The organism is Klebsiella sp. RHBSTW-00484, assembly GCF_013705725.1.
Classification (GTDB): Bacteria; Pseudomonadota; Gammaproteobacteria; order Enterobacterales; family Enterobacteriaceae; genus Klebsiella.
Genome location: NZ_CP055486.1, coordinates 21,645 through 46,437 on the forward strand (window position 1 = coordinate 21,645; position 24,793 = coordinate 46,437).

At 53.7% G+C, this 24,793-nt stretch carries 30 protein-coding genes and 4 pseudogenes; 12 read left to right on the top strand and 22 right to left on the bottom strand.

Going from position 1 to position 24,793, the window contains the following annotated elements:
• The first annotated feature begins 55 nt into the window (after positions 1–55).
• Together HV213_RS32715 and HV213_RS32720 are read left to right on the top strand one after the other, a co-directional pair.
• Entirely contained in the window at positions 56–1,735 is a 1,680-nt protein-coding gene (locus tag HV213_RS32715; RefSeq protein ID WP_000179844.1) for a Mu transposase C-terminal domain-containing protein, read from the top strand.
• A gap of 2 nt (positions 1,736–1,737) precedes the next feature.
• Positions 1,738–2,637: a TniB family NTP-binding protein gene (locus HV213_RS32720; protein ID WP_011899345.1), complete on the top strand. Its 900-nt coding sequence runs from the start codon at positions 1,738–1,740 to the stop codon at positions 2,635–2,637.
• Positions 2,638–2,693: 56 nt separating this feature from the next.
• On the opposite strand, the gene HV213_RS32725 is transcribed toward HV213_RS32720, so the two are convergent.
• From HV213_RS32725 to dfrA1, 5 genes are all read right to left on the bottom strand, one after another.
• Complete coding sequence (locus HV213_RS32725) at positions 2,694–3,194, bottom strand: GNAT family N-acetyltransferase (RefSeq protein ID WP_000376623.1); 501 nt, start codon at positions 3,192–3,194, stop codon at positions 2,694–2,696.
• Positions 3,195–3,321: 127 nt separating this feature from the next.
• Positions 3,322–4,161, bottom strand: a complete 840-nt coding sequence (sul1, locus tag HV213_RS32730) for a sulfonamide-resistant dihydropteroate synthase Sul1 (protein ID WP_000259031.1) — start codon at positions 4,159–4,161, stop codon at positions 3,322–3,324.
• Positions 4,155–4,502: a quaternary ammonium compound efflux SMR transporter QacE delta 1 gene (locus HV213_RS32735; protein ID WP_000679427.1), complete on the bottom strand. Its 348-nt coding sequence runs from the start codon at positions 4,500–4,502 to the stop codon at positions 4,155–4,157. The genes sul1 and HV213_RS32735 overlap by 7 nt, the downstream gene beginning before the upstream one ends.
• A gap of 163 nt (positions 4,503–4,665) precedes the next feature.
• Positions 4,666–5,457 (bottom strand): ANT(3'')-Ia family aminoglycoside nucleotidyltransferase AadA1, encoded by a 792-nt coding sequence (gene aadA1, locus HV213_RS32740; RefSeq protein ID WP_032490338.1) that lies wholly within the window; start codon positions 5,455–5,457, stop codon positions 4,666–4,668.
• Between the two features lie 92 nt (positions 5,458–5,549).
• Positions 5,550–6,023: a trimethoprim-resistant dihydrofolate reductase DfrA1 gene (gene dfrA1, locus HV213_RS32745; protein ID WP_181486555.1), complete on the bottom strand. Its 474-nt coding sequence runs from the start codon at positions 6,021–6,023 to the stop codon at positions 5,550–5,552.
• Positions 6,024–6,179: 156 nt separating this feature from the next.
• Between dfrA1 and intI1 the strand changes: the two genes are divergently transcribed.
• The gene (gene intI1 / locus HV213_RS32750) at positions 6,180–7,193 is read left to right on the top strand and encodes a class 1 integron integrase IntI1 (protein WP_000845048.1); all 1,014 of its coding nucleotides are present in this window, start codon (positions 6,180–6,182) and stop codon (positions 7,191–7,193) included.
• A gap of 413 nt (positions 7,194–7,606) precedes the next feature.
• On the opposite strand, the gene HV213_RS33475 is transcribed toward intI1, so the two are convergent.
• Genes HV213_RS33475 through HV213_RS32765 form a run of 3 tightly spaced genes read right to left on the bottom strand, consistent with a single transcriptional unit; the run spans position 7,607 to position 8,798 of the window.
• Positions 7,607–8,143 carry a hypothetical protein gene (locus HV213_RS33475; protein WP_003159187.1) on the bottom strand — a complete coding sequence of 179 codons (537 nt, stop codon included), beginning with the start codon at positions 8,141–8,143 and terminating at the stop codon, positions 7,607–7,609.
• 11 nt (positions 8,144–8,154) lie between these two features.
• The gene (locus HV213_RS32760; RefSeq protein ID WP_003159186.1) at positions 8,155–8,550 is read right to left on the bottom strand and encodes a type II toxin-antitoxin system VapC family toxin; all 396 of its coding nucleotides are present in this window, start codon (positions 8,548–8,550) and stop codon (positions 8,155–8,157) included.
• Complete coding sequence (locus HV213_RS32765; protein WP_003108276.1) at positions 8,547–8,798, bottom strand: AbrB/MazE/SpoVT family DNA-binding domain-containing protein; 252 nt, start codon at positions 8,796–8,798, stop codon at positions 8,547–8,549. The genes HV213_RS32760 and HV213_RS32765 overlap by 4 nt, the downstream gene beginning before the upstream one ends.
• Before the next feature lie 179 nt (positions 8,799–8,977).
• Here HV213_RS32765 and HV213_RS32770 point away from each other — a divergent pair, with 179 nt between their 5' ends.
• Complete coding sequence (locus HV213_RS32770) at positions 8,978–9,553, top strand: recombinase family protein (RefSeq protein ID WP_001173919.1); 576 nt, start codon at positions 8,978–8,980, stop codon at positions 9,551–9,553.
• A 266-nt stretch (positions 9,554–9,819) separates the two neighbouring features.
• Here HV213_RS32770 and HV213_RS32775 read toward each other — a convergent pair whose 3' ends face one another.
• The 14 genes and pseudogenes from HV213_RS32775 to istA form a co-directional block, all read right to left on the bottom strand.
• Complete coding sequence (locus tag HV213_RS32775; RefSeq protein WP_181486556.1) at positions 9,820–10,077, bottom strand: hypothetical protein; 258 nt, start codon at positions 10,075–10,077, stop codon at positions 9,820–9,822.
• Positions 10,078–10,376: 299 nt separating this feature from the next.
• Positions 10,377–10,583 carry a hypothetical protein gene (locus tag HV213_RS32780; protein WP_181486557.1) on the bottom strand — a complete coding sequence of 69 codons (207 nt, stop codon included), beginning with the start codon at positions 10,581–10,583 and terminating at the stop codon, positions 10,377–10,379.
• 58 nt (positions 10,584–10,641) lie between these two features.
• The gene (locus tag HV213_RS32785; RefSeq protein ID WP_181486558.1) at positions 10,642–11,586 is read right to left on the bottom strand and encodes an IS1595 family transposase; all 945 of its coding nucleotides are present in this window, start codon (positions 11,584–11,586) and stop codon (positions 10,642–10,644) included.
• Positions 11,587–11,612: 26 nt separating this feature from the next.
• Positions 11,613–11,888, bottom strand: a complete 276-nt coding sequence (locus HV213_RS32790) for a hypothetical protein (protein ID WP_181486559.1) — start codon at positions 11,886–11,888, stop codon at positions 11,613–11,615.
• A 95-nt stretch (positions 11,889–11,983) separates the two neighbouring features.
• Positions 11,984–12,475 (bottom strand): hypothetical protein, encoded by a 492-nt coding sequence (locus HV213_RS32795; RefSeq protein ID WP_181486560.1) that lies wholly within the window; start codon positions 12,473–12,475, stop codon positions 11,984–11,986.
• A gap of 581 nt (positions 12,476–13,056) precedes the next feature.
• The gene (locus tag HV213_RS32800; RefSeq protein WP_181486561.1) at positions 13,057–13,440 is read right to left on the bottom strand and encodes a hypothetical protein; all 384 of its coding nucleotides are present in this window, start codon (positions 13,438–13,440) and stop codon (positions 13,057–13,059) included.
• A gap of 195 nt (positions 13,441–13,635) precedes the next feature.
• Positions 13,636–13,977 (bottom strand): hypothetical protein, encoded by a 342-nt coding sequence (locus HV213_RS32805; protein ID WP_181486562.1) that lies wholly within the window; start codon positions 13,975–13,977, stop codon positions 13,636–13,638.
• Positions 13,978–15,075: 1,098 nt separating this feature from the next.
• Positions 15,076–15,336 (bottom strand): hypothetical protein, encoded by a 261-nt coding sequence (locus HV213_RS32810; RefSeq protein ID WP_181486563.1) that lies wholly within the window; start codon positions 15,334–15,336, stop codon positions 15,076–15,078.
• Positions 15,337–15,494: 158 nt separating this feature from the next.
• Positions 15,495–15,824: a DUF6966 domain-containing protein gene (locus tag HV213_RS32815; protein WP_181486564.1), complete on the bottom strand. Its 330-nt coding sequence runs from the start codon at positions 15,822–15,824 to the stop codon at positions 15,495–15,497.
• Positions 15,825–15,922: 98 nt separating this feature from the next.
• Positions 15,923–16,315 (bottom strand): VirB8 family type IV secretion system protein, encoded by a 393-nt coding sequence (locus HV213_RS32820; protein WP_181486565.1) that lies wholly within the window; start codon positions 16,313–16,315, stop codon positions 15,923–15,925.
• A gap of 95 nt (positions 16,316–16,410) precedes the next feature.
• Positions 16,411–16,791 (bottom strand): hypothetical protein, encoded by a 381-nt coding sequence (locus tag HV213_RS32825; protein ID WP_181486566.1) that lies wholly within the window; start codon positions 16,789–16,791, stop codon positions 16,411–16,413.
• Positions 16,792–16,872: 81 nt separating this feature from the next.
• Positions 16,873–17,127: a hypothetical protein gene (locus HV213_RS32830; RefSeq protein WP_181486567.1), complete on the bottom strand. Its 255-nt coding sequence runs from the start codon at positions 17,125–17,127 to the stop codon at positions 16,873–16,875.
• Positions 17,128–17,555: 428 nt separating this feature from the next.
• A pseudogene (gene istB, locus HV213_RS32835) lies at positions 17,556–18,104 on the bottom strand (IS21-like element ISAs27 family helper ATPase IstB); the annotation flags it as partial.
• A 252-nt stretch (positions 18,105–18,356) separates the two neighbouring features.
• Positions 18,357–19,829 (bottom strand): annotated as a pseudogene (istA, locus tag HV213_RS32840) (IS21-like element ISAs27 family transposase); the annotation flags it as partial.
• A gap of 174 nt (positions 19,830–20,003) precedes the next feature.
• Between istA and HV213_RS32845 the strand changes: the two are divergent.
• From HV213_RS32845 to parC, 8 genes and pseudogenes are all read left to right on the top strand, one after another.
• Entirely contained in the window at positions 20,004–20,903 is a 900-nt protein-coding gene (locus HV213_RS32845; protein WP_228288650.1) for an integron integrase, read from the top strand.
• Between the two features lie 395 nt (positions 20,904–21,298).
• Positions 21,299–22,198, top strand: coding sequence for an IS5 family transposase (locus HV213_RS32850; protein ID WP_442788180.1), 900 nt, complete (start codon positions 21,299–21,301; stop codon positions 22,196–22,198).
• Positions 22,180–22,396: pseudogene (locus HV213_RS33675) on the top strand (hypothetical protein). Before HV213_RS32850 ends, HV213_RS33675 begins: the two are co-directional and overlap by 19 nt.
• Positions 22,345–22,968 (top strand): annotated as a pseudogene (locus tag HV213_RS32855) (Tn3 family transposase); the annotation flags it as partial. The pseudogenes HV213_RS33675 and HV213_RS32855, both read left to right, overlap by 52 nt.
• Before the next feature lie 36 nt (positions 22,969–23,004).
• Positions 23,005–23,172 (top strand): hypothetical protein, encoded by a 168-nt coding sequence (locus tag HV213_RS32860; RefSeq protein ID WP_154597817.1) that lies wholly within the window; start codon positions 23,005–23,007, stop codon positions 23,170–23,172.
• 154 nt (positions 23,173–23,326) lie between these two features.
• Entirely contained in the window at positions 23,327–23,965 is a 639-nt protein-coding gene (gene parA / locus HV213_RS32865) for a ParA family partition ATPase (RefSeq protein WP_008166580.1), read from the top strand.
• 42 nt (positions 23,966–24,007) lie between these two features.
• Positions 24,008–24,208, top strand: coding sequence for a plasmid partition protein ParG (locus tag HV213_RS32870; protein ID WP_008166578.1), 201 nt, complete (start codon positions 24,008–24,010; stop codon positions 24,206–24,208).
• Positions 24,209–24,241: 33 nt separating this feature from the next.
• Positions 24,242–24,628, top strand: coding sequence for a ParC family partition-associated protein (gene parC, locus HV213_RS32875; RefSeq protein WP_011270177.1), 387 nt, complete (start codon positions 24,242–24,244; stop codon positions 24,626–24,628).
• The last annotated feature ends 165 nt before the right edge of the window (positions 24,629–24,793 follow it).

The window sequence follows — 24,793 nt, forward strand, 5'->3', positions numbered from 1 at the left end:
ATCTGCACCAATCTCGACTATGCTCAATACTCGTGTGCACCAAAGCGAGGTGAGCATGGCGACGGACACCCCACGGATTCCAGAACAAGGCGTGGCCACTCTGCCTGATGAGGCTTGGGAGCGTGCGCGCCGTCGTGCGGAGATCATCAGTCCGTTGGCGCAGTCGGAGACGGTCGGGCACGAAGCGGCCGATATGGCGGCTCAGGCGCTGGGCTTGTCTCGGCGCCAGGTATACGTTCTGATCCGGCGTGCCCGGCAAGGCAGCGGCCTCGTGACGGATCTGGTGCCCGGCCAGTCCGGTGGAGGTAAAGGTAAGGGGCGCTTGCCGGAACCGGTCGAGCGCGTCATCCACGAGCTACTGCAAAAGCGGTTCCTGACCAAGCAGAAGCGCAGCCTAGCGGCCTTTCACCGCGAAGTCACTCAGGTGTGCAAGGCTCAAAAACTGCGAGTGCCGGCGCGCAATACCGTGGCCTTACGGATCGCTAGCCTTGACCCGCGCAAGGTCATCCGCCGGCGGGAAGGCCAGGATGCCGCTCGTGACCTACAAGGTGTGGGCGGCGAGCCTCCTGCCGTGACCGCGCCGCTGGAGCAGGTGCAGATAGACCATACGGTCATCGACCTGATCGTGGTCGATGACCGCGACCGGCAACCTATTGGCCGCCCGTACCTGACCCTCGCCATCGACGTGTTCACCCGCTGCGTGCTCGGCATGGTCGTCACGCTGGAAGCGCCGTCTGCCGTTTCGGTTGGCCTGTGCCTCGTGCATGTCGCCTGCGACAAGCGCCCTTGGCTGGAAGGACTGAACGTGGAAATGGATTGGCAGATGAGCGGCAAGCCCTTGCTGCTCTACCTAGACAACGCGGCCGAGTTCAAGAGCGAGGCCCTGCGCCGGGGTTGCGAGCAGCATGGCATCCGGCTGGACTATCGCCCGCTGGGACAGCCGCACTATGGCGGCATCGTGGAACGGATCATCGGCACGGCGATGCAGATGATTCACGACGAACTGCCGGGAACGACCTTCTCCAACCCTGACCAGCGCGGCGACTACGATTCCGAAAACAAGGCCGCCCTGACGCTGCGCGAGCTAGAGCGCTGGCTCACATTGGCGGTCGGCACCTACCACGGTTCGGTGCACAACGGCCTGCTCCAACCGCCGGCCGCGCGCTGGGCCGAGGCCGTGGCGCGTGTCGGCGTACCGGCCGTCGTCACACGCGCTACTTCGTTCCTGGTCGATTTTCTGCCGATCCTCCGGCGCACGCTGACCCGCACCGGCTTTGTCATCGACCACATCCACTACTACGCCGATGCGCTCAAGCCGTGGATTGCGCGGCGTGAACGCTGGCCGTCCTTTCTGATCCGGCGCGATCCGCGCGACATCAGCCGTATCTGGGTCCTGGAACCGGAGGGACAGCATTACCTGGAAATTCCCTACCGTACCTTGTCGCATCCGGCTGTCACCCTCTGGGAACAACGGCAGGCGCTGGCGAAACTGCGGCAGCAAGGGCGCGAACAGGTGGATGAGTCGGCGCTGTTCCGCATGATCGGCCAGATGCGTGAGATTGTGACCAGCGCGCAGAAGGCCACACGCAAGGCGCGGCGTGACGCGGATCGCCGCCAGCACCTCAAGACATCAGCTCGGCCGGACAAGCCCGTTCCGCCGGATACGGATATTGCCGACCCGCAGGCAGACAACTTGCCACCCGCCAAACCGTTCGACCAGATTGAGGAGTGGTAGCCGTGGACGAATATCCCATCATCGACCTGTCCCACCTGCTGCCGGCGGCCCAGGGCTTGGCCCGTCTTCCGGCGGACGAGCGCATCCAGCGCCTTCGCGCCGACCGCTGGATCGGCTATCCGCGCGCAGTCGAGGCGCTGAACCGGCTGGAAGCCCTTTATGCGTGGCCAAACAAGCAACGCATGCCCAACCTGCTGCTGGTTGGCCCGACCAACAATGGCAAGTCGATGATCGTCGAGAAGTTCCGCCGCACCCACCCGGCCAGCTCCGACGCCGACCAGGAGCACATCCCGGTGTTGGTCGTGCAGATGCCGTCCGAGCCGTCCGTGATCCGCTTCTACGTCGCGCTGCTCGCCGCGATGGGCGCGCCGCTGCGCCCACGCCCACGGTTGCCGGAAATGGAGCAACTGGCTCTGGCACTGCTGCGCAAGGTCGGCGTGCGCATGCTGGTGATCGACGAGCTGCACAACGTGCTGGCCGGCAACAGCGTCAACCGCCGGGAATTCCTCAACCTGCTGCGCTTCCTCGGCAACGAACTGCGCATCCCGTTGGTTGGGGTAGGCACGCGCGACGCCTACCTAGCCATCCGCTCCGATGACCAGTTGGAAAATCGCTTCGAGCCGATGATGCTGCCGGTATGGGAGGCCAACGACGATTGCTGCTCACTGCTGGCCAGCTTCGCCGCTTCGCTCCCGCTGCGCCGGCCTTCCCCAATTGCCACGCTGGACATGGCTCGCTACCTGCTCACACGCAGCGAGGGCACCATAGGGGAACTGGCGCACTTGCTGATGGCGGCGGCCATCGTCGCCGTGGAGAGCGGCGAGGAAGCGATCAACCATCGCACACTCAGCATATCGACAACCTCTCGCGCAACCAAGACATCGCGGTCGGACTGCAAGTGATCTTGAAGCCACGGGCCCGTCCCACCCCGACATGGACCTCGATGCCCGAACGGACGTTAGATTTCGAGTTCTAGGCGTTCTGCGATGAAGGTTGGATCCCAGCCGGGATTGAAAGTGTCGACGTGGGTGAATCCGAGCCGCTCGTATAGGCCACGCAGGTTCGGGTGGCAGTCGAGCCGCAGCTTGGCGCACCCCTGCGTTCGCGCGGCATGGCGGCAAGCCTCGATCAGCGCGGAGCTGACACCCCGGCCCGCATGTGTCCGTCGCACCGCGAGCTTGTGCAGATATGCGGCCTCCCCCTTGAGGGCGTCGGGCCAGAACTCGGGATCCTCGGCCGACAAGGTGCAACAGCCGACGATGCCGTCGCTGCAACTCGCGACTAGGAGCTCGGATCTCAGGACGAAGGTCTCCGCGAATGTCCGGTCGATCCGCGCGACGTCCCAGGCGGGCGTTCCCTTGGCGGACATCCACGCCGCAGCGTCGTGCATCAGCCGCACAACCTCGTCGATATCACCCGAGCAGGCGACCCGAACGTTCGGAGGCTCCTCGCTGTCCATTCGCTCCCCTGGCGCGGTATGAACCGCCGCCTCATAGTGCAGTTTGATCCTGACGAGCCCAGCATGTCTGCGCCCACCTTCGCGGAACCTGACCAGGGTCCGCTAGCGGGCGGCCGGAAGGTGAATGCTAGGCATGATCTAACCCTCGGTCTCTGGCGTCGCGACTGCGAAATTTCGCGAGGGTTTCCGAGAAGGTGATTGCGCTTCGCAGATCTCCAGGCGCGTGGGTGCGGACGTAGTCAGCGCCATTGCCGATCGCGTGAAGTTCCGCCGCAAGGCTCGCTGGACCCAGATCCTTTACAGGAAGGCCAACGGTGGCGCCCAAGAAGGATTTCCGCGACACCGAGACCAATAGCGGAAGCCCCAACGCCGACTTCAGCTTTTGAAGGTTCGACAGCACGTGCAGCGATGTTTCCGGTGCGGGGCTCAAGAAAAATCCCATCCCCGGATCGAGGATGAGCCGGTCGGCAGCGACCCCGCTCCGTCGCAAGGCGGAAACCCGCGCCTCGAAGAACCGCACAATCTCGTCGAGCGCGTCTTCGGGTCGAAGGTGACCGGTGCGGGTGGCGATGCCATCCCGCTGCGCTGAGTGCATAACCACCAGCCTGCAGTCCGCCTCAGCAATATCGGGATAGAGCGCAGGGTCAGGAAATCCTTGGATATCGTTCAGGTAGCCCACGCCGCGCTTGAGCGCATAGCGCTGGGTTTCCGGTTGGAAGCTGTCGATTGAAACACGGTGCATCTGATCGGACAGGGCGTCTAAGAGCGGCGCAATACGTCTGATCTCATCGGCCGGCGATACAGGCCTCGCGTCCGGATGGCTGGCGGCCGGTCCGACATCCACGACGTCTGATCCGACTCGCAGCATTTCGATCGCCGCGGTGACAGCGCCGGCGGGGTCTAGCCGCCGGCTCTCATCGAAGAAGGAGTCCTCGGTGAGATTCAGAATGCCGAACACCGTCACCATGGCGTCGGCCTCCGCAGCGACTTCCACGATGGGGATCGGGCGAGCAAAAAGGCAGCAATTATGAGCCCCATACCTACAAAGCCCCACGCATCAAGCTTTTGCCCATGAAGCAACCAGGCAATGGCTGTAATTATGACGACGCCGAGTCCCGACCAGACTGCATAAGCAACACCGACAGGGATGGATTTCAGAACCAGAGAAAGAAAATAAAATGCGATGCCATAACCGATTATGACAACGGCGGAAGGGGCAAGCTTAGTAAAGCCCTCGCTAGATTTTAATGCGGATGTTGCGATTACTTCGCCAACTATTGCGATAACAAGAAAAAGCCAGCCTTTCATGATATATCTCCCAATTTGTGTAGGGCTTATTATGCACGCTTAAAAATAATAAAAGCAGACTTGACCTGATAGTTTGGCTGTGAGCAATTATGTGCTTAGTGCATCTAACGCTTGAGTTAAGCCGCGCCGCGAAGCGGCGTCGGCTTGAACGAATTGTTAGACATTATTTGCCGACTACCTTGGTGATCTCGCCTTTCACGTAGTGAACAAATTCTTCCAACTGATCTGCGCGCGAGGCCAAGCGATCTTCTTCTTGTCCAAGATAAGCCTGTCTAGCTTCAAGTATGACGGGCTGATACTGGGCCGGCAGGCGCTCCGTTGCCCAGTCGGCAGCGACATCCTTCGGCGCGATTCTGCCGGTTACTGCGCTGTACCAAATGCGGGACAACGTAAGCACTACATTTCGCTCATCGCCAGCCCAGTCGGGCGGCGAGTTCCATAGCGTTAAGGTTTCATTTAGCGCCTCAAATAGATCCTGTTCAGGAACCGGATCAAAGAGTTCCTCCGCCGCTGGACCTACCAAGGCAACGCTATGTTCTCTTGCTTTTGTCAGCAAGATAGCCAGATCAATGTCGATCGTGGCTGGCTCGAAGATACCTGCAAGAATGTCATTGCGCTGCCATTCTCCAAATTGCAGTTCGCGCTTAGCTGGATAACGCCACGGAATGATGTCGTCGTGCACAACAATGGTGACTTCTACAGCGCGGAGAATCTCGCTCTCTCCAGGGGAAGCCGAAGTTTCCAAAAGGTCGTTGATCAAAGCTCGCCGCGTTGTTTCATCAAGCCTTACGGTCACCGTAACCAGCAAATCAATATCACTGTGTGGCTTCAGGCCGCCATCCACTGCGGAGCCGTACAAATGTACGGCCAGCAACGTCGGTTCGAGATGGCGCTCGATGACGCCAACTACCTCTGATAGTTGAGTCGATACTTCGGCGATCACCGCTTCCCTCATGATGTTTAACGCCTGGCACAGCGGATCGCAAACCTGGCGCGGCTTTTGGTACAAAAGGCGTGACAGGTTTGCGAATCCGTTGCTGCCACTTGTTAACCCTTTTGCCAGATTTGGTAACTATAATTTAGGTTAGAGGCGAAGTCTTGGGTAAAAACTGGCCTAAAATTGCTGGGGATTTCAGGAAAGTAAACATCACCTTCCGGCTCGATGTCTATTGTAGATATATGTAGTGTATCTACTTGATCGATCAGGCTTTTGTATATCTCCCCACCACCTGAAACAATGACATGATCCGTTATTTTCTTTAGGTTGGTTAAAGCATCTTTAATTGATGGAAAGATCACTACGTTCTCATTGTCAGATGTAAAACTTGAACGTGTTACGACCGCATACTTTCGGTTGGGTAATGCTCCCATTGATTCAAAAGTCTTGCGTCCAACCAACAGCCATTGGTTATAGGTAATAGCTTTAAACAGGAGCTGTTCACCTTTGGCACTCCATGGAATATCAGGGCCATTCCCGATAACTCCATTCTTCGATATAGCTACCATTAGTGATAGTTTCACAATTCTTCCTCAGAGGTTAACTTTGTTTTAGGGCGACTGCCCTGCTGCGTAACATCGTTGCTGCTCCATAACATCAAACATCGACCCACGGCGTAACGCGCTTGCTGCTTGGATGCCCGAGGCATAGACTGTACAAAAAAACAGTCATAACAAGCCATGAAAACCGCCACTGCGCCGTTACCACCGCTGCGTTCGGTCAAGGTTCTGGACCAGTTGCGTGAGCGCATACGCTACTTGCATTACAGCTTACGAACCGAACAGGCTTATGTCCACTGGGTTCGTGCCTTCATCCGTTTCCACGGTGTGCGTCACCCGGCAACCTTGGGCAGCAGCGAAGTCGAGGCATTTCTGTCCTGGCTGGCGAACGAGCGCAAGGTTTCGGTCTCCACGCATCGTCAGGCATTGGCGGCCTTGCTGTTCTTCTACGGCAAGGTGCTGTGCACGGATCTGCCCTGGCTTCAGGAGATCGGAAGACCTCGGCCGTCGCGGCGCTTGCCGGTGGTGCTGACCCCGGATGAAGTGGTTCGCATCCTCGGTTTTCTGGAAGGCGAGCATCGTTTGTTCGCCCAGCTTCTGTATGGAACGGGCATGCGGATCAGTGAGGGTTTGCAACTGCGGGTCAAGGATCTGGATTTCGATCACGGCACGATCATCGTGCGGGAGGGCAAGGGCTCCAAGGATCGGGCCTTGATGTTACCCGAGAGCTTGGCACCCAGCCTGCGCGAGCAGCTGTCGCGTGCACGGGCATGGTGGCTGAAGGACCAGGCCGAGGGCCGCAGCGGCGTTGCGCTTCCCGACGCCCTTGAGCGGAAGTATCCGCGCGCCGGGCATTCCTGGCCGTGGTTCTGGGTTTTTGCGCAGCACACGCATTCGACCGATCCACGGAGCGGTGTCGTGCGTCGCCATCACATGTATGACCAGACCTTTCAGCGCGCCTTCAAACGTGCCGTAGAACAAGCAGGCATCACGAAGCCCGCCACACCGCACACCCTCCGCCACTCGTTCGCGACGGCCTTGCTCCGCAGCGGTTACGACATTCGAACCGTGCAGGATCTGCTCGGCCATTCCGACGTCTCTACGACGATGATTTACACGCATGTGCTGAAAGTTGGCGGTGCCGGAGTGCGCTCACCGCTTGATGCGCTGCCGCCCCTCACTAGTGAGAGGTAGGGCAGCGCAAGTCAATCCTGGCGGATTCACTACCCCTGCGCGAAGGCCATCGGTGCCGCATCGAACGGCCGGTTGCGGAAAGTCCTCCCTGCGTCCGCTGATGGCCGGCAGCAGCCCGTCGTTGCCTGATGGATCCAACCCCTCCGCTGCTATAGTGCAGTCGGCTTCTGACGTTCAGTGCAGCCGTCTTCTGAAAACGACATGTCGCACAAGTCCTAAGTTACGCGACAGGCTGCCGCTGTCGTTTTCAGAAGGCGACTGCACCAGTTCACTGGGCTGGCCGCCGTGTGTGCATAGAACTTCTGACCGGGAACGGTCAGAAGTTCTATGCACGAAGCGCCGCGAGAGATCGGAATTGCTCAGAACTCTTGTGCACGGCGCGACAAAGCCGGAACCGCCGAAAATTCCGGCGATCAACCGGCAAGCTGCTTGATGCGCTCGGCCAGGCGGCCGAAAGCCTCGTTCACGTATTCCAGCACCTTGGGTTCTGCGCCCTGCGTGCGCAGCGAGTCTTTGAAGGCTTCCAGGTCGGACAGCCATTGCCGATGCAGGCGGCCCAGCTCGTCGAGCTGAGGCCGGAAGTCTTGGAGACTGCCGCTCGCACGAAACGCCTGGTAGCCACGCTCAAGCGTGGCCGCCGTGGTCAGCAGTTGCGCGCCCATTTGCTTGTGCTGTTCGGAGAACTCGGCCATGCCGTCATAGGGCCGCGAAGCCTTGCGGCGCTCGGCTTCGGATGCCTCTTCCATGATGCGGGCGTAGCGGTAGAACCCTGGGAACTCGCGGGACAGCGCCATGAGCTGCTGATCGGATGTGCCGACCCAAATCCTGTGCAGGTCAGGCCCGTACCCCATCATGCGATTGATGATGGCATGGGCCTCGCTGACACCCTGGGCGGCAAGCTGCTGCATGTGTTGGTCGATCTTCGCGGCCAGTCGGCGGAATTCGTTCATGCTCATGTCCGTCACAAAAGGCGCGTTGATTGCCCTTGCGCCGTGAGAAGTGCCACCGCCTTCTTATCGAAGGAAACGAAGGTTTCCCCGCCAAGCCAGTTGCCTTCGTAGGCAATGACGCCATCGGCAAAGTCTCCGCCCGCGTCGAGCACCAGCAAGCCAGCCTCCACGGCAGGCCGGTTCACTTCCACATTCGCGGCGGCCAGTAGTGCCCGGATCGCGCTGGCCGCGTCGGCTTGCTGGAAGCCGTAGACACGCAGCAGCACCCAAACAAATTCGCATAGGCACGGCAGCGCGACCGCGATCAACTCGGCGTCGGTCAAGACTGCGGCGGCAACGTCCGCTTGTGCGGGATCGTCACGCACAACCGCACGCACAAGGACGTTGGTATCGACTGCGACCTTCATTGCTTACCTGCCCAGCCTTGCGCCGCCGCCTCGTTGATTTCTTCGATGGTGGCAACCTTCTGCGTCTTGCCCGCGAGCAGGCCGACAAAGCTGGCTATCGTCCCTGCGGGCCGTGCCGCCTTGAGCACGCCCCGACCGTCTGGCAACAAGTCCAGCTCGATCTTGTCGCCTGGCCTGATGCCGAGGTGTTGCAGTACGTCCTTCCGAAACGTCACTTGTCCCCGTGCGGTAACGGTCAATGTGGTCATGGTGGTTTGCCCTCGCAATCAAGGTTGATGCTTCACATAGTAATGCAAAAATGCCTTACCGTCAATGTCCGTCAAACGATCATTAGGCGGCCAAACCGGACGCCTGTCCGAAAACATCTTGCGCAACGGGATGACGGACAATAAGATAGGCGGACGGTATAACGGACAAATGGGCGGAAATGGCACTCATCGGCTATGCGCGGGTATCGACGGCGGAACAGGACACCGCCTTGCAGACGGATGCGCTGCGCAATGCAGGCTGCGAACGGGTTTTCGAGGACACGGCATCCGGGGCCAAGGCAGACCGGCCCGGCTTGGCCGATGCGCTGGCTTATCTGCGCGATGGCGATGTGCTGGTCGTCTGGCGGCTGGATCGGCTTGGCCGCTCCCTGCCGCACCTGATTGAGACGGTCGGCAAGCTGGAAGCACGGGGCGTCGGCTTCCGCTCGTTGACTGAAAACATCGACACCACCACGCCGGGCGGACGGCTCATCTTCCATGTGTTCGGTGCGCTGGGCCAGTTCGAGCGCGACCTGATCCGCGAGCGCACCAAGGCCGGGTTGACCGCTGCCGCCGCACGCGGGCGCAAAGGCGGACGCAAGCCGGTTGTCACTGCCGACAAGTTGCAACGAGCGCGGGAGCTTGTCGCCAACGGCTTGAATGTCCGCGAGGCCGCCGCACGCCTCAAGGTAGGAAAAACCGCTCTCTACGCTGCCTTGCAGGCGGCCAGTTCTGGCAGTGCAGCCGACTCCTGATATTTCGTGCAGTCGCCTTCTGAAAACGACAGGGGCGTCCACGTTCGGACGGCGGTGGCGTGTGGCATCACCAGTAAAGGCCCATGGCGTAGCTCGAAAACCCCGGGGATCCAGCAGGCGTTATCGAACGCCTATCTGAAATCCCAAGGATTGTTTGCGCTGCGCGATGGTTGGATACGGCTTCACCATTCTAAGTGAAACGCCCTGTGCGGACCCGCACGCAGGGTGTTGTGGGGGCTGGGGGCTAGAAACCCCCGGCTACCCGATTATGTTTTCTGTTTTTTGATGATGAATTTGATATAACTAATTAACACACCAATTACTGTCATCAACAAATGGATAAGAGCCATTGGCATAATAATCAAAAGAATTAAACCACTTGGTGCTAAAAATGAGTTCCAATTCACTCCATGATTCTTGCACCCAGAAACAAAACCAAACGGCGAGTCAAGTAGTTCACACCCTGAGAGTTTAAAAATTAACAACCAAATGGAGCATGAAATAATAACAATCACATATTTCATTTCTTGTTCATGCCTTCCGGTTGATTAAGTTTATTTATTAATAGGCATCCAAGAGCTCTTAGGGAGATCAGGTATGCGATGGCTAAAATAAAAAACAATAACCCGCCACCTAAGGATTGTTTTACTGGCTCATAAACTATCGCGAATGCTACAACACCTACGAAGTAAACAATAAAATTTAACTTAACCATTTTTGTCGTAACCTTGGCGCTGCAAGTTGCAAGACATAACATTTTAGTTATGGGGCGCGCGGCTTTATGCGCGTCCCAGTGAGCGAAGCGAACGACTTAAACTATTTGTTATACAAATCTAATTAGCGAGCCGCTCCGCTTTGCTTTCCAATAAGCATCACGGATTTCTTTGATGTAGTTTTTACCTAATGTGACGTTGCATCTTGCCAGCAGACCATCACACACAAGAATTCCGTTAAATGGGATTAGTGCGGTATTAACCACGGCAAACTCTTTGGATAGTTCTTCGATGCGCGTTGTTAATGCAAATGCCATATAGAAAGCACCTGTCTCTATATGCATAAAAGCATAACCATCTTTATAATTTTCCTGATTACCATCGAGACTCAGCCAGCTTCAACAGGCGTTGTGGCATTGGAGCCGTTCGACAGCCGATCCTGACCAGTTCCATTATCATCAACTCCAGATTGAATCGGTGATTGAACTTAAAGCAGAACTCCGCTAAATACCGCGGCAGATGCTTCTGATTGATTGCGTGATACGTTCCATGCATGGCGTTTTTCACGTTGCCTATCATCGTGTTGACCCACTTGAAATACGGCAGTTTTACGCTGGCAGGACCACCGCCTGTCACGATAGCTAAATGAGCATTCTTGGCTTCTTCAACGCCACGGAAGCAGGCCAAACCATCGGATACCACCAAGGAAGATGGCCGCAGGTGTTTAATAGCCCATTGCGTGAGTTCTTTTTTCTTGAATCCCTCAACGGCACTGAATCGCATATGGATCGGGTGCCCTTCATGATTGAGTGAAACGGCAGCAACAAAAGGGCGCTTGCCAGCTGCGCCACGGCCAACCTTTCCAGTGTGGACACCGCCCCAATAGGCATCATCAAGCTGGATGATACCGGAGAGAGGAGCCTCATCATCCCGCTCTTTCATGGCCTGCATGAGCTTGTGCTTAAGCCGCCAGGTGGCGTTGTAGGAAATTCCAAGCTCACGGGATAGCTCGAGAGCGGAAACACCATTTTTCTCTTGAGTCATCAGATAGATGGCCAGAAACCAGATGGAAAGAGGCAATTTGGAATAGGCAAAGAGAGTTCCGGCTGTTAGCGAGGTTTGTTGGTGGCATTGATTACATTGGTAGACGGGTCGCGATTTGAGTTTGCAAGCATGGGTGTGTCCGCAGTTTGGGCACTGGAATCCTTGTGGCCAGCGGATGTCAAAAAGTCGCTGCTGACACTGCGCTTCATCGCCATAACGCTGAATAAAGGTATGAATGCTCATGCTTTTTTGAAATTGAACCTTGTTTCTGGCCATGATTTAACCCTCCAGAACAGAACCCTTTAAGTGTAGTCCTGAAGGGCTGAATCATGGTGGTAATCAGGATAATTTTTAAGATATATGAATTTTCCATAAACTGCACGTCTCAGGTTGTTCACAAAATCACCACCAACAACACCTGACATTGCATCATTAATTTCATCAAGGCAGTTATAAATTTCAGGTCGAATGGCTGCAAACCCCAAGGCGCCATTTGGAAGCAAACCACCATTCAGGTACATCATCACCGCTTGATATTTATATAAGAAATCATCTGCGATATTTCGCTCAATAAGCATTCATGCGCACCATTTATATCGTATAACGTGCAAAGTAAATGGCGTGCCGCTTACGGCACGTCCAAGCGCCCGCAGGGCGCGGTTTGACTGGGATGTTAGCCGTTGACCAGCACTTGAGAAACATGGCTATTTTGAAAATTGGCAGTGAAATATAGACCGGGGGCGGTGACGAAATAGGTAGCTTGCCACGGCGAATTTTCGTCTCCACGCATTGGGATTTCGAGTCCGTCGAGTTGGAAATTTGTTTTCCAATCACCACTTGGAATTGACTGGTGTGTCCATTCTTTGAAAACGGGCTCAAACGCTTGGCGGCATTTCTCAAATAGAGCGTCTGGGTTGCCAAGAACGTGACGGCAGAACGCTTCTTCTTCTGCTGTTGGGCCTTCGGCTGTGCCCTGCATTGTGACGCTAAATTTGGTGCTCTCTCCTGGAAGGGACAACTCACCTTCCCAATAGGATTTCGCTGGATCTTTGAAACCAAAGTAAATGAGCTCCCCAAAGAATGGGTGAGACCGGGTTTCTTCCCATGATTGGCCAGATAGATCGCGGTTCAGAAACGAAAAGATCGAGCGAAGGAGATTTGTCATAGACGGCTAACGTTCAAGGTAAGGGGCGCGCCGCTTGCGGCGCGTCCCAGCGGAACGAAGTGGAGCGAACTTGACCTCAGTGTTAGGGCTTGGTTGTTTCATTGACCAAAACGCTCCCGACAAAGTGTGCGAAACCACCGACCGAAATAAAACGAATGTGAGGTGCCCAAAGAATTGCATAGCCTTTTGAGCGCCGCAGGATTGCACGATGACCTGGAACAAGTGCGAGCTTGGGCGGTGAGACAGGCCCCGGAGAGAAGAAACCTTTGAGCAATAACGGAATGCTCTTGGGCGGGCCAGACAACCGATTATCACAATAGCCACCCTTTGAGTTGGGATAGCGGGATGATCTTCGCCCGACGTAACGCACACCGATTGCTCTTTGGAATGGAGTAGGCAAGGAGTCTGAATTTTTGTCCTCGCGCCAAATCCTTGGATCATCAAAGGAGCGGGAGCAGGTGAAGAGCCAGAGGCCATAGCGCCGTAGCAATTTGAGAACCCTAACATTTTAGTTATGGGGCGCGCGTGTTTTTTGCGCGTCCCAGTGAGCGAAGCGAACGACTTAAACTATTTGTTATGCTTTATTCTGCCCTTGCTTGCTTTGCTATTTTTGAGTGAATGTATAATGCAACACCAGAAGCAGTTATAAATATCAAACATTGAATTAATAACTGCATTCCAGTTCGCTTTTCTTCTTTGATTGCAATGGCCTTTGATTCGTTTCTTTCTTTTGTTAGCACATCTTCGGATGGTCTATCTTTGCACTTTTCATGTTTGTAACACGAGTTAATGTTTTCCCAATAAGCGTCATTAGATGTGAATTTTTTGTATTCATATGAGTTCATTGTAAATTCTGGAGCGCCAATCGTAACAATTGCATAGCCGCCAATGCCAAAAGAAATAACTAGGCATATTACAGATGTAAAGCAAATAGCAAGTGCATATATTTCTAGCTTGGATTTCATGATGTTACTCCTTGTCTAATCATTGACTTTCTGGCTTGCATAACATTTTAGTTATGGGGCGCGCGGCTTTATGCGCGTCCCAGTGAGCGAAGCGAGCGACTTAAACTATTGGTTATGCGTTTTTCAGTTTATTCACTTTTGTTTTGCTACATGCTGATACGGAGTAATATGCGTTGGCAATTTAATGGGGGGAGTTCATACGAATGAACAAATGGCCCAGGATAAAATGGTGAACACAGGAATAAGCCAAGCCCAATATTCAATTGGCAGGAAATAGAAAGTGTGAGTGCCCCAGTTTACTATTTTCTTCTTTCCATATCTTACTATGGTGCGTTGCACTTTGTTTTTGTTTAAAATCAAACCTGCAATAAGCACTAACGGGGTAGAGAGAATTGCAGCCAAAATAAAGATAGCCGCTACTCCTGATAACTGTGGGATGTTTTCAAGAAACCAACCGGCTGGAACTTGAGATGCCACGCAAACAGCAGATAACCATAAAACTGGAACAAGCCATCCCATTCGAGTAAACAACAACATAGCAAAATCCTTTTAAAGACGCACAAGCAGTCTATTTGTGCTGCATAACTTCGAATTATGGGGCCACGAAGTGGTCCTACATTAATTTTTTGTTATGCAACGATGCATGCTAGATGTTAATTTAATTAACATGACAGGTGTGAAAAATATAGTGGTTGCACATAAATGAAAATACATAGTTCTGTATGGGTGCGACCATCTGCTTGAAAAATAACCACCTAAAAAATGAAAACTATACACATAAAATATGCAAAATAGAATTGTAGTTACTGCTAAAGGATTACAATTTTTCTTTGTTATGTATATTGATTGAAAAACAAATGCTATAAAAAATATAGCATAAGAAACCCACAAGGAAAAACCAAAACCGATACCTCCTCTATAAGTTCTACCGTGAAGAGCAGCTAAATGATGCCCATATTCATATCCAATAACTAAAGTTATTGTGGCAATTATAGGAGTCGTTAATATGTATATTAATCTATATGTTGACATTCGTTATATCTAAGGTGTATCGATGCACTCAAAAGAGGAGTTATCAATGCTTTTACCAATGTAATTAAAATGAAGGATTCTACTACCACATTCTGATTGCTTGTATTTATTGCATGAAGAAACAGTTATATAACATGAATTATCCATACAATAAAATGACATTCTGTTGGTTTTGAATAGATTGTTAATATCTATGATTGAAGCTAGAACATCACCAACGGTATTCCCTTTAAGTTCACTACATGATTGTAGTTTTTCTTTGCTTATACGACGATCAATAAACGGTAGTATCTCACTAAAGCTGTGATTGTTTACTTTTTTAATATTAGAAAATTCATTTCGAATATCATTGAACAACCAGCCTAGATAAATAAATACAAAAATAAAGATCACTCTAAGAAAAAATTTCATAATCATAATGTAGTTGCATAACGCCAAGTTCAGCGGCAGTTTGTAAGTTGCGGTTTTGTGAAAAAATTTTGCGCAGCAAAACCACAAAACTGCGACTTACAAACTGTCCAGCACACGAAGTGTGCGTGCTGGAACGCCTTGTTATGTGCTTGCATTTTAAGAAAGTAAAAAAACTATGCATTAATTTAATAATTATGTTCTTTCATCTTTAACCTGAGCTGCATTCAATAATGTGCTTACATTATTATTAGCCAATTCAATAAAGTTTTCTATGTCTTCAAAATTGCCAGGGCGAGCTAAAAATAATATTGCCCCCAAAACATTTTCTCTTGGTTCAACCACATTTGAAAGGAGTGCTTCAATTGCAGGAATATGATTTGATCCAAATTTTACTTGAATAATATACTTTCTGTCAGAACCTGTAAGGCCATATTCTCTTTTGTCTCTAGCCATTTTTAATACCTTGAAAAATTCTGATATTTTTCAGTGTTTTCTATAAAACTAGACGAAACTGATAAATTCAATTCTGCTGCCCACATAACATTTTAGTTATGGGGCGCGCGGCTTTTATGCGCGTCCCAGTGAGCGAAGCGAACGGATTGAACCACTAGTTAGGTGCCTCGCCGAGCATCAACTTCTTCGTTGTAGAGCTTTTTCGATTTGATGGCTACAGAGCTTAGTAATACTTCTAGTTTTTCATTAGCGGTTGAAACTTGATCTTCGCTCACTGAGTGACCATTTATTGGATGAATGATCAAATCGTTGATGCTGCCCATACCGCCAAATGCATTTAAAACATGTTCAACGCCTCTAAAATCCGAATTTCGGATTAAAGCTGCATCTTTTGCAAGCCAGTTGCCCCAGTGCTGCTCACCTACAGACAAAAGAAAGTCTGCAGCTTCTTGGATAGTTCTGGATAAATCCTCGATTTCTGGATGCATCTGGCACCTAACACTTTAGTTATGGGGCGCGCGTGCTTTTTGCGCGTCCCAGTGAGCGAAGCGAACGACTTAAACTATTTGTTAGGGCTCGTTGGCTCTCATATGCCTGTAAGGTAACGCTTTGCTGAGACAGCCTGAAGCTTCTTCAAAGAATCAAATTGCAGAGTGATGATCCATGTGCTCTTCACGACACCGGATGTGTTCGAATCGAACTCGACTCGTACAATTGCAATGTTTTTCGTTGGGATGAAGCTATAGCTACTTAATGAGTCTTCTCCAATACCGGCTCTCTTTAATTTCTCGGCCACCAACCATTCCGGCGTTTCAATAGGAACGAGTGCTTTGACTCGCTCTGATACCAGCGATTCAGTAAGTTCCTGGTTTTTTGGAATTCCAAGCACCTCGCGAATGCGCTCTTCTGACGAATTATCGGAACACCCCAATATGATCGCCGTGAATATTAAAAATGCAGCAAGCAGTTTTCTGTGCATGATGAAATTAGCCCTAACGTTTGAATTAAGCGGCGCCGAGCCACAGGCGAGGGCACCGAAAAGCGAAGCTTTATGGCGTCCGCTTGAATGAATTGTTAGGCCGAAGTATCTGGGTAATCATAAAAGTCATCATATTCGCGGTAGTAGTTTGCAGCGAAAATAAATCGATCGACTTCATTTTGACCTGGCGCTTGAGTAATAGATGCATTTTCAATCACTCCGACCAGTGTTCCGCTTTCAAACCACGGATAAAGATCAAGCTCACGAAGAGTCAGAGGGAGATACCCGCCATTCTCAGTTTCATATACTTCATCATCTGCCATATCATAGACTTCATCTTCGTCAATGAAAAAGAATTTTGCTGAGGATGGTGAGTTATTCCATGTACTTATATTGGTATAGATCCAGCAATTCAGATCGTCACCTTTATCAATCGACAAATTTATAAGATCTGTCAAGCTATTACATTGAATCATCGCAAGCGTCCTATCTTTTGGCCTAACGTCTGACATGAGGGGCCGCCGATAGGCGGTCCCTCTCGATGGATGGGTTGGGCGTCAACTCTTTGCTAAGGCTAACCATGCCCTCTCCGGATATAACGGGCACAACGCCTTGGCTGCTTGATCCAAATGCTTCGCGTCACGCGTTTCGACAAACAACTGCAAAGACTTTGCTGCGTCATGGAACCGCAAATGTGGTGGTACTGAAATGCCCGCCGGGCTATGTGCCGCATCCAACACCAAAGTCTTGAGAGAGTGCCAGTCGCGTTCACTAAGCCCGGCGTAAATGTCTTCGCTGCCAGATTCGATCACCACTGTCTCCTTGACGCCCAACAATTTATTGTACGGAATCTATCCGTGATTTTGGGGTGGATCGGGTCGTCATAGTCTGGTGTGAGACTATGTACCGGAAGCTTGAAAATCCCGGATAAAGCCCGCTTTGGCAATGTTTTTGTACCGCATAGATTATGCAAAAATGCGGAAAGTTTCTTCATAGTCAGCAATGGGACTTGCTCGTATATATACTGTTTATATATACATGTGTAGGTGACTCATGCGCAAGCCTCATTCGCCGTTTTTGGCAAGCATCTATGAGCAGATGTTGATGCTGCGTTACGCGATGGCAACCGTTGAAGCCTATCTGCACTGGATCAAGGCATTTGGCTAATAACATCATGTCGATCAGCCAATAACATCATGCCGATCACTTTTTTTCTGCCCGCGTTTATAGCGTCTTCCTTTTACTCCGCCTGATCGGCATCGGTCAAGTTGGCGCCCTGTTTTCTCATCGATTCTCCCGTTAAGGTCACGCGCACCGCTCTGTGGATCAGTCGGTCCAAGATCGCCTCGGCGAAGGTTGCCTCTCCGATCATCCCGTACCACTTCTCCACCGGCAATTGGCTCGCCACTATCGTTGAGACGTTGCCGTAGCGGGTATCGATGATCTCCAGCAGGTTGCTGCGTTCGCTCGCGTCCAGCATCTCCATGCCCCAGTCATCCAGGATCAGTACCCCTATGTTGCTTACCCGCTCCAGCAGTTTCGGATAGCTGCCATCCGCTTGGGCCAGTCGCATCTCTTCGAGCAGGGTTTTCAGCCGGTAGTACCGCACGCCGACTCCTTGCCGGATAAAGTAACGACCCAGGGCACACGCCAGGTAACTTTTGCCACAGCCTGCCGCGCCCGTTAGCAGCAGGTTTTGTTGATGACTCAGCCAGTGTCCTTCCAGCAGTTGGCGGATCTGCGCTTTGCTCACGCCTCGACCCGCCCGATAGTCGAGCTGCTCCACCTGGGGTCAGTTTGGATATAGAGAATTATTGTACGGTAAGCCTGTTTTTTGAACAGACTTACCTATAGCAATAGGGTGTACTCCCGCGCTATACAGCGTTTTCAGGGGATTTTGTCTTAATCGGATAACCTAAATGCGATACAGCAAGAGCGACAACCTAAAAGCGATAGCCACTGACGATAAATCAATCACTTACGCATCCGAATTGGTTGAATAATGTGCTTAACGTACAAAAATTTCCGATCTCCAAACTGACCCCTGCTTGAGCATGCTGCGGATGTTGTGCAGCCGGTTGGCGCCGGTCAGGTGCCCCCGGAGGCAGGCCGCTTCCAGCCGCTCCTTGCCATAGGTTTTGCTCTGCCCCAGCAAGGCCAGGCAAGGACGCACCGCTTGCGTCGAATGCTCTGCCTGCCGGATAAAGCCATCCACCCAATGCGTGGTGTAGGGGCCGATGGACGCCGCCCAGCCAAGCAGTCGCTCCGGCGACCACTCCAGCAGTGCCTGATGATGCGCGGGCATGTGTTCACGCAGGCTGCTGTGCTGGCCTTTGTGATGACTCCGCTGGTGTTCGGCCACGATCTTGCCCGCGTGGTACAGCGTGACGGTATGCTCGGCCAGATGCGCCTCCAGCCGCTTGCCCTGCAAGGCATAGGGCACTGAGTAATAGTGCTTTTCCAGATCGACGTGGTAGTCCTTACCAACCAGCACCGGCACTACTTTGGTGTAGTGATAGGGATAATCCGGCAACGGCTTGAGCGCCGGTGCATCGAGCTCGGCAAACAGTGAGGCACGGCAGCCAGGCAGCTTCTGGAAGGGTTTCTGGTTGAGCCGGGTCAGCAGTTCACCCATTCGCTGATTGAGCTGGGCCAGGCTATGGAAGGTTTCATGACGCAGCACCGCCAGGATCCAGCGGGTGACGATCTGCACGCCCACCTCCGCCTTGGACTTATCCTTCGGCTTGCGGGGCCGCGCGGGCATGATCGCCGTACCGAAATGGGCCGCCAGCATCTGGTAGGTGGGGTTGAGATCCGGATCGGTATTGCGCGCCACGCTGACGGCACTCTTGAGGCAATCAGGTACTACCAATTGCGGCACACCGCCAAAGAACTCGAAAGCGCGCTTGTGGCTCATCACCCAGTCATCGAGCTGCTGGGAGCGGGTGGCCTCGGCAAAGGTGTAGTTGGAGGCCCCCAGCACGGCGACAAAGATCTGGGCCCGGTAAAGGATCTCGCCGGTATGCGGATCGACAATGGGCATGGTCTGGCCGCAGTAGTCGACAAAGAGTTTTTCGCCCGCAATATGGGTCTGCCGCATCGAGGGTTGCAGCAGGGCCGCCCACTCTTTATAGAGCCGACAGAAGTGGTTGTAGCTGTAGTGGGAGCCTGGATGGCGCTCGGCGTACTCCTGCCATAGCAGCTCGAGGGTCACGCCTTTTTGACCTGGTTTTTTGAGTTCCTGATGCAACAAGGCCCAGTTGGGAGTGGGTTTGTGCTGAGTGTTATGGACAGAGCAGGTCTTGAGAAATGCGCGCTCCAGGGAGACATCATCCCAGGACTCAGACAGGGGCCAGGTCATGATACCCAGTTGAGCCGCCCGGTTGAGGTAATAGGATACGGTGCTAGGAGAGATATGCAGGCTGAGGGCGATCTGCCGATGAGCCAGTTGAGCCTGATATTTAAGGCGAAGAATTTCTTTGAGTTTTCTCACAGTGATAGGCCTCGCAGACATGCACGTTCCTCTGTTGGAGCAGATGGGAAAGTGCGGGTTTAACGAAGCGGGAAGAAAAAGTCACCAATAACATGGATGCCGATCATGGTTTCCCATCGAGGGTAAAAAGTGATCGGCTTGGGATGTTATTGAGTGATCGGCATGGATGTTATTACGTGATCGGCATGAATGTTATTGAGCGATCGCCATGCGTGGGAATATGCAGCATTTATCCGTTTTTCCCGGATGAAGCATCCGGTCGAGCTGGGTGAGGCGGAGGTTCAGCAATTTTTGTCCTATCTGGTCACCGAGCGCCATGTGGCTGTCAAGACTCAGGCCCAGGCGTTGAATGCGCTGGTCTTCTTGTATCGCACTGTCTTGTTACGGCCTCTGCAGCTCGAGATGAAATTTACGCGCGGCCAGCGCCCTCCCAAACTGCCAACTGTTTTGACGCAAAGTGAAGTCCGAGCCTTGTTGCTGGCTATGCCAGTTCATCTTCGTCTCTTGACGCAACTGATGTATGGCAGCGGACTCAGGCTGATGGAGGTGATGCGCCTGCGCGTGCAGGATATCGACTTCAACTACCTCTGCCTGATGGTCTGGAATGGCAAAGGGGGCAAGCACAGGCGTGTGACTCTGGCCTCGGAACTCATTCCGGCCCTGCGGGAGCAAATTGCCTACGTCCAGCGCTTTTATATGACGGACTGCTTAAACGACGCGTATGCCGGGGTGGCCTTGCCGACGGCATTGGCGCGCAAGTATCCGGCTGCCAGCAAAGAGCTGGGTTGGCACTACCTGTTTCCGGCATCCCATCTGAGTCGCGATCCTGTCGATGGGGCCTTGCGTCGACATCATCTGGATCCAACTACCCTGCAAAAAGCGGTTCGAGCCACGGCGCGTCAGCTACAGCTGGGAAAACCGGTCATCTGTCATACCTTGCGCCATTCCTTTGCCACCCATTTGCTGGCGCGGGGGGCGGATATTCGAACCGTGCAGGAGCAACTGGGCCATTCTGATGTCCGAACCACACAAATTTATACCCATGTGCTGCAAAACGGCGCCAATGGGGTACGTAGCCCTTTGTCTGATCTGTAATGGTTGGGGGGCGGGACGCTCGGTTTTTCAGAACGAGTGGCCTGACGCAGGCACGCTACCGCCCTTAGGTTACAGCTCCTAGAGGCTGACATCCGTTTCAGGTGGTGGGTTGTTACCCGGGCCATTTTCATCCTGATGGCCTGTTCTTTTCGTCAAACTATGCTACGGATTTCAGTTTCATATGGAAATAAATAATCGACGGGATTTGCAAAAATGTGCGATAGACAGTAGTGAGGCGAGGGCTAAGGAAGGTGCGAACAAGTTCCTGATATGAGATCATCATGTTCATCCGGAGCGCATCCCAGAGGGACATCATGAGCCATCAACTCACCTTCGCCGATAGTGAATTCAGCACTAAGCGCCGTCAGACCCGAAAATAGATTTTTCTCTCCCGCATGGAGCAGATTCTGCCATGGCAGAATCTGACCGCTGTCATCGAGCCGTTTTATCCCAAGGCTGGTAATGGCCGGCGGCCCTATCCGCTGGAGACCATGCTGCGTATTCACTGCATGCAGCATTGGTACAACCTGAGCGACGGTGCCATGGAAGATGCCCTGTACGAAATCGCCTCCATGCGCCTGTTTGCCCGATTATCCCTGGATAGCGCCCTGCCGGATCGCACCACCATCATGAATTTCCGCCACCTGCTCGAGCAGCATCAACTGGCCCGTCAATTGTTCAAGACCATCAATCGCTGGCTGGCCGAAGCAGGCGTCATGATGACCCAAGGCACTTTGGTGGATGCCACCATCATTGAGGCACCCAGCTCTACCAAGAACAAAGAGCAGCAACGCGATCCGGAGATGCATCAGACCAAGAAAGGCAATCAGTGGCACTTTGGCATGAAGGCCCACATTGGTGTCGATGCCAAGAGTGGCCTGACCCACAGCCTAGTCACCACCGCGGCCAACGAGCATGACCTCAATCAGCTGGGTAATCTGCTTCATGGAGAGGAGCAATTTGTCTCAGCCGATGCCGGCTACCAAGGAGCGCCACAGCGCGAGGAGCTGGCCGAGGTGGATGTGGACTGGCTGATCGCCGAGCGTCCCGGCAAGGTAAAAACCTTGAAGCAGCATCCGCGCAAGAACAAAACGGCCATCAACATCGAATACATGAAAGCCAGCATCCGTGCCAAAGTGGAGCACCCGTTTCGCATCATCAAGCGGCAGTTCGGCTTCGTGAAAGCCAGATACAAGGGGCTGTTGAAAAACGATAACCAACTGGCGATGTTATTCACCCTGGCCAACCTGTTTCGGGTGGACCAGATGATCCGTCAGTGGGAGAGATCTCAGTAAAAACCGGAAATAACGCCAGAAATGTCGAAAAATAGCCTAAATAGGCTGATTCGATGTGTTTGCGGGAAAAAAATCGGCCCAGATCCGCGAAATTTTAATCAGCGAGTCAGCTTGGGAAGAAATGACCTGCTTATTCGCACCTTCCCAAGCTGTTCATTCCCAAGGGCCATACTGCCTACGATGCACTCAAGCCGATGATTAGCAGCGACAGGCTGAACATCAAGGCTATTCGCGCTCATTGGGATGAAATCCTACGGTTGGCCACTTCGATCAAGCAGGGCACGGTGACGGCCTCGCTGATGCTGCGCAAGCTCGGCAGCTATCCGCGCCAAAACGGCTTGGCCGTCGCCCTGCGCGAGCTGGGGCGCATCGAGCGCACGCTGTTCATTCTGGATTGGCTGCAAAGCGTGGAGCTGCGCCGCCGCGTCCATGCGGGGCTGAATAAGGGCGAGGCGCGCAACGCGCTGGCCAGGGCGGTCTTCTTCTACCGATTGGGTGAAATCCGCGACCGCAGTTTTGAGCAGCAGCGCTACCGGGCCAGTGGCCTCAATCTGGTGACGGCGGCCATCGTGTTGTGGAACACGGTCTATCTGGAGCGTGCCACCAGTGCTTTGCGTGCCCACGGCAAGGCGCTGGACGATACGTTGCTGCAATATCTGTCCCCGCTGGGGTGGGAGCATATCAACCTGACCGGCGATTACCTATGGCGCAGCAGTGCCAAGGTCGGTGCGGGGAAGTTCAGGCCATTGCGACCGCTGCCACCGGCTTAGCGTGCTTTATTTTCCGTTTTCTGAGACGACCCCCTGATGGACGTGCAAGACTGGCAGCGCATCGCCCGGCAGGAGCTTGAGCGCCGGGCTACCAGCATCGTGCAGGCGCTGGATGATGCGACCCTTGAGGCCATCGCAGCGGGCACGCTCGACATGCTGGCCATGTGCCGACAGGTGGCCGACGAGATCCACCAGGCCGCCTAAGCCCTCCCCTGCCCTGCCACCGAACCCCGCCGCGTGCGGGGTTTTTTATGACTTCAAACCCTCAAAAGGTGCATTTACTCAAATCCTCAATATGCTATACTGCGCTTGAGTAATTCCTTTTTTCCTCAAACGCTCAATAGCTCAAGGAGCGCATATGCAAGTCATTGCTGTACTGAACCAGAAGGGCGGGGCGGGTAAAACCACCATCGCCACCCACCTTGCCCGCGCCCTGCAACTCGACGGCGCAGACGTGTTGCTGGTTGATTCTGACCCGCAGGGCAGCGCCCGCGATTGGGCCGCCGTCCGCGAGGATCAACCCGTGCCCGTGGTTGGCATCGACCGGCCCACCATCGAGCGCGATCTAAAGAGCGTGGCCCGGAAAGACTTTGTTGTGATCGACGGAGCGCCGCAGGCTCATGACTTGGCCGTGTCGGCAATGAAGGCCGCCGATTGCGTGCTGATCCCGGTGCAGCCGTCGCCCTACGACATTTGGGCAACCTCTGACCTCGTGGATTTGGTCAAGCAGCGCATCGAGCTGACCGACGGCAAGCTGAAAGCGGCTTTCGTGGTGTCCCGTGCGATCAAGGGCACCAAGATTGGTGCGGAAGTCTCCGAGGCGCTGGCCGGGTACGGCCTGCCGATCCTGCAAACGCGCATCACGCAGCGCGTCATCTACCCGAGCAGCGCGGCCAGCGGCACCACGGCCATTGACCAAGAGCCGACGAGCGAGGCCGCCGAGGAAATCCGGGCGCTGGCTGAGGAAGTGCGCCGTTTCCTCAATTGCACCATTTGAGTAATTAAGGAGTAGGTGAAAATGAGTAGCGGGAAACTTGGCATGAAAGCAGGCCGCCCGAGCGCCGCGAAGGCTGGCCCTACCTTGTCCGACCTTGCCGACAAGGCCGCCACCGTCCGGGTGAATTTCGACCTCGACCGGGCCGAGCACACGAAGCTGAAGATTTACGCCGCCAAGACCGGGCGCAGCATCACGGACATTCTGCGCGAACTGGTGCGCTCACTTGATGAAAAGAGTGATTGAGTAATCACTTAACCGGCTGGACGGGTCAAAAGCATGGACTATAGTCCATACATTTTTGATTTGGCGAAATTTAATAATGTTGATGAAATACGGCGCGTGGGGTATAAAGTGATGGTTGAAATGGAACCGTTGAGTCTGGAGGTACTGCCGCCCTCTCATTTCAAGGCGTTTGCGAAGAACGCACCGCATGAGATCAAGGGCGCTGTCATCGAGAACACAGAGCGCGGGCTGGTGATCGTGCTGCACGTTGGCAACGAGCGGCGCATTCTCGGCCAGTACCGGGGAGGCATCCGGTTTTTTCGCTCTTTCGATGGCGCGGCGGCAGTGCTGCGGCAGCATGGCGTGCTGCACTGGACGGCGAATGCAAAAGGCTGGATTCCGCGAACTTTGGAAGCGAAGGAGCGGAGTTCAGATGGATGAAAAAGCAAAGCCCCGCGTGGCAGCGGGGCTTGGCAAGAGGTGGGAACCTAGCAGGTGGCACTGTTTGGAACCCCAAGGCGTGACCGATGCAGACGACCAGAAACACCCAAACTATGGTCTGCATTGTAGCGCCCTACCTCTTGCCGCACAAGCGGAAAGAGGGTT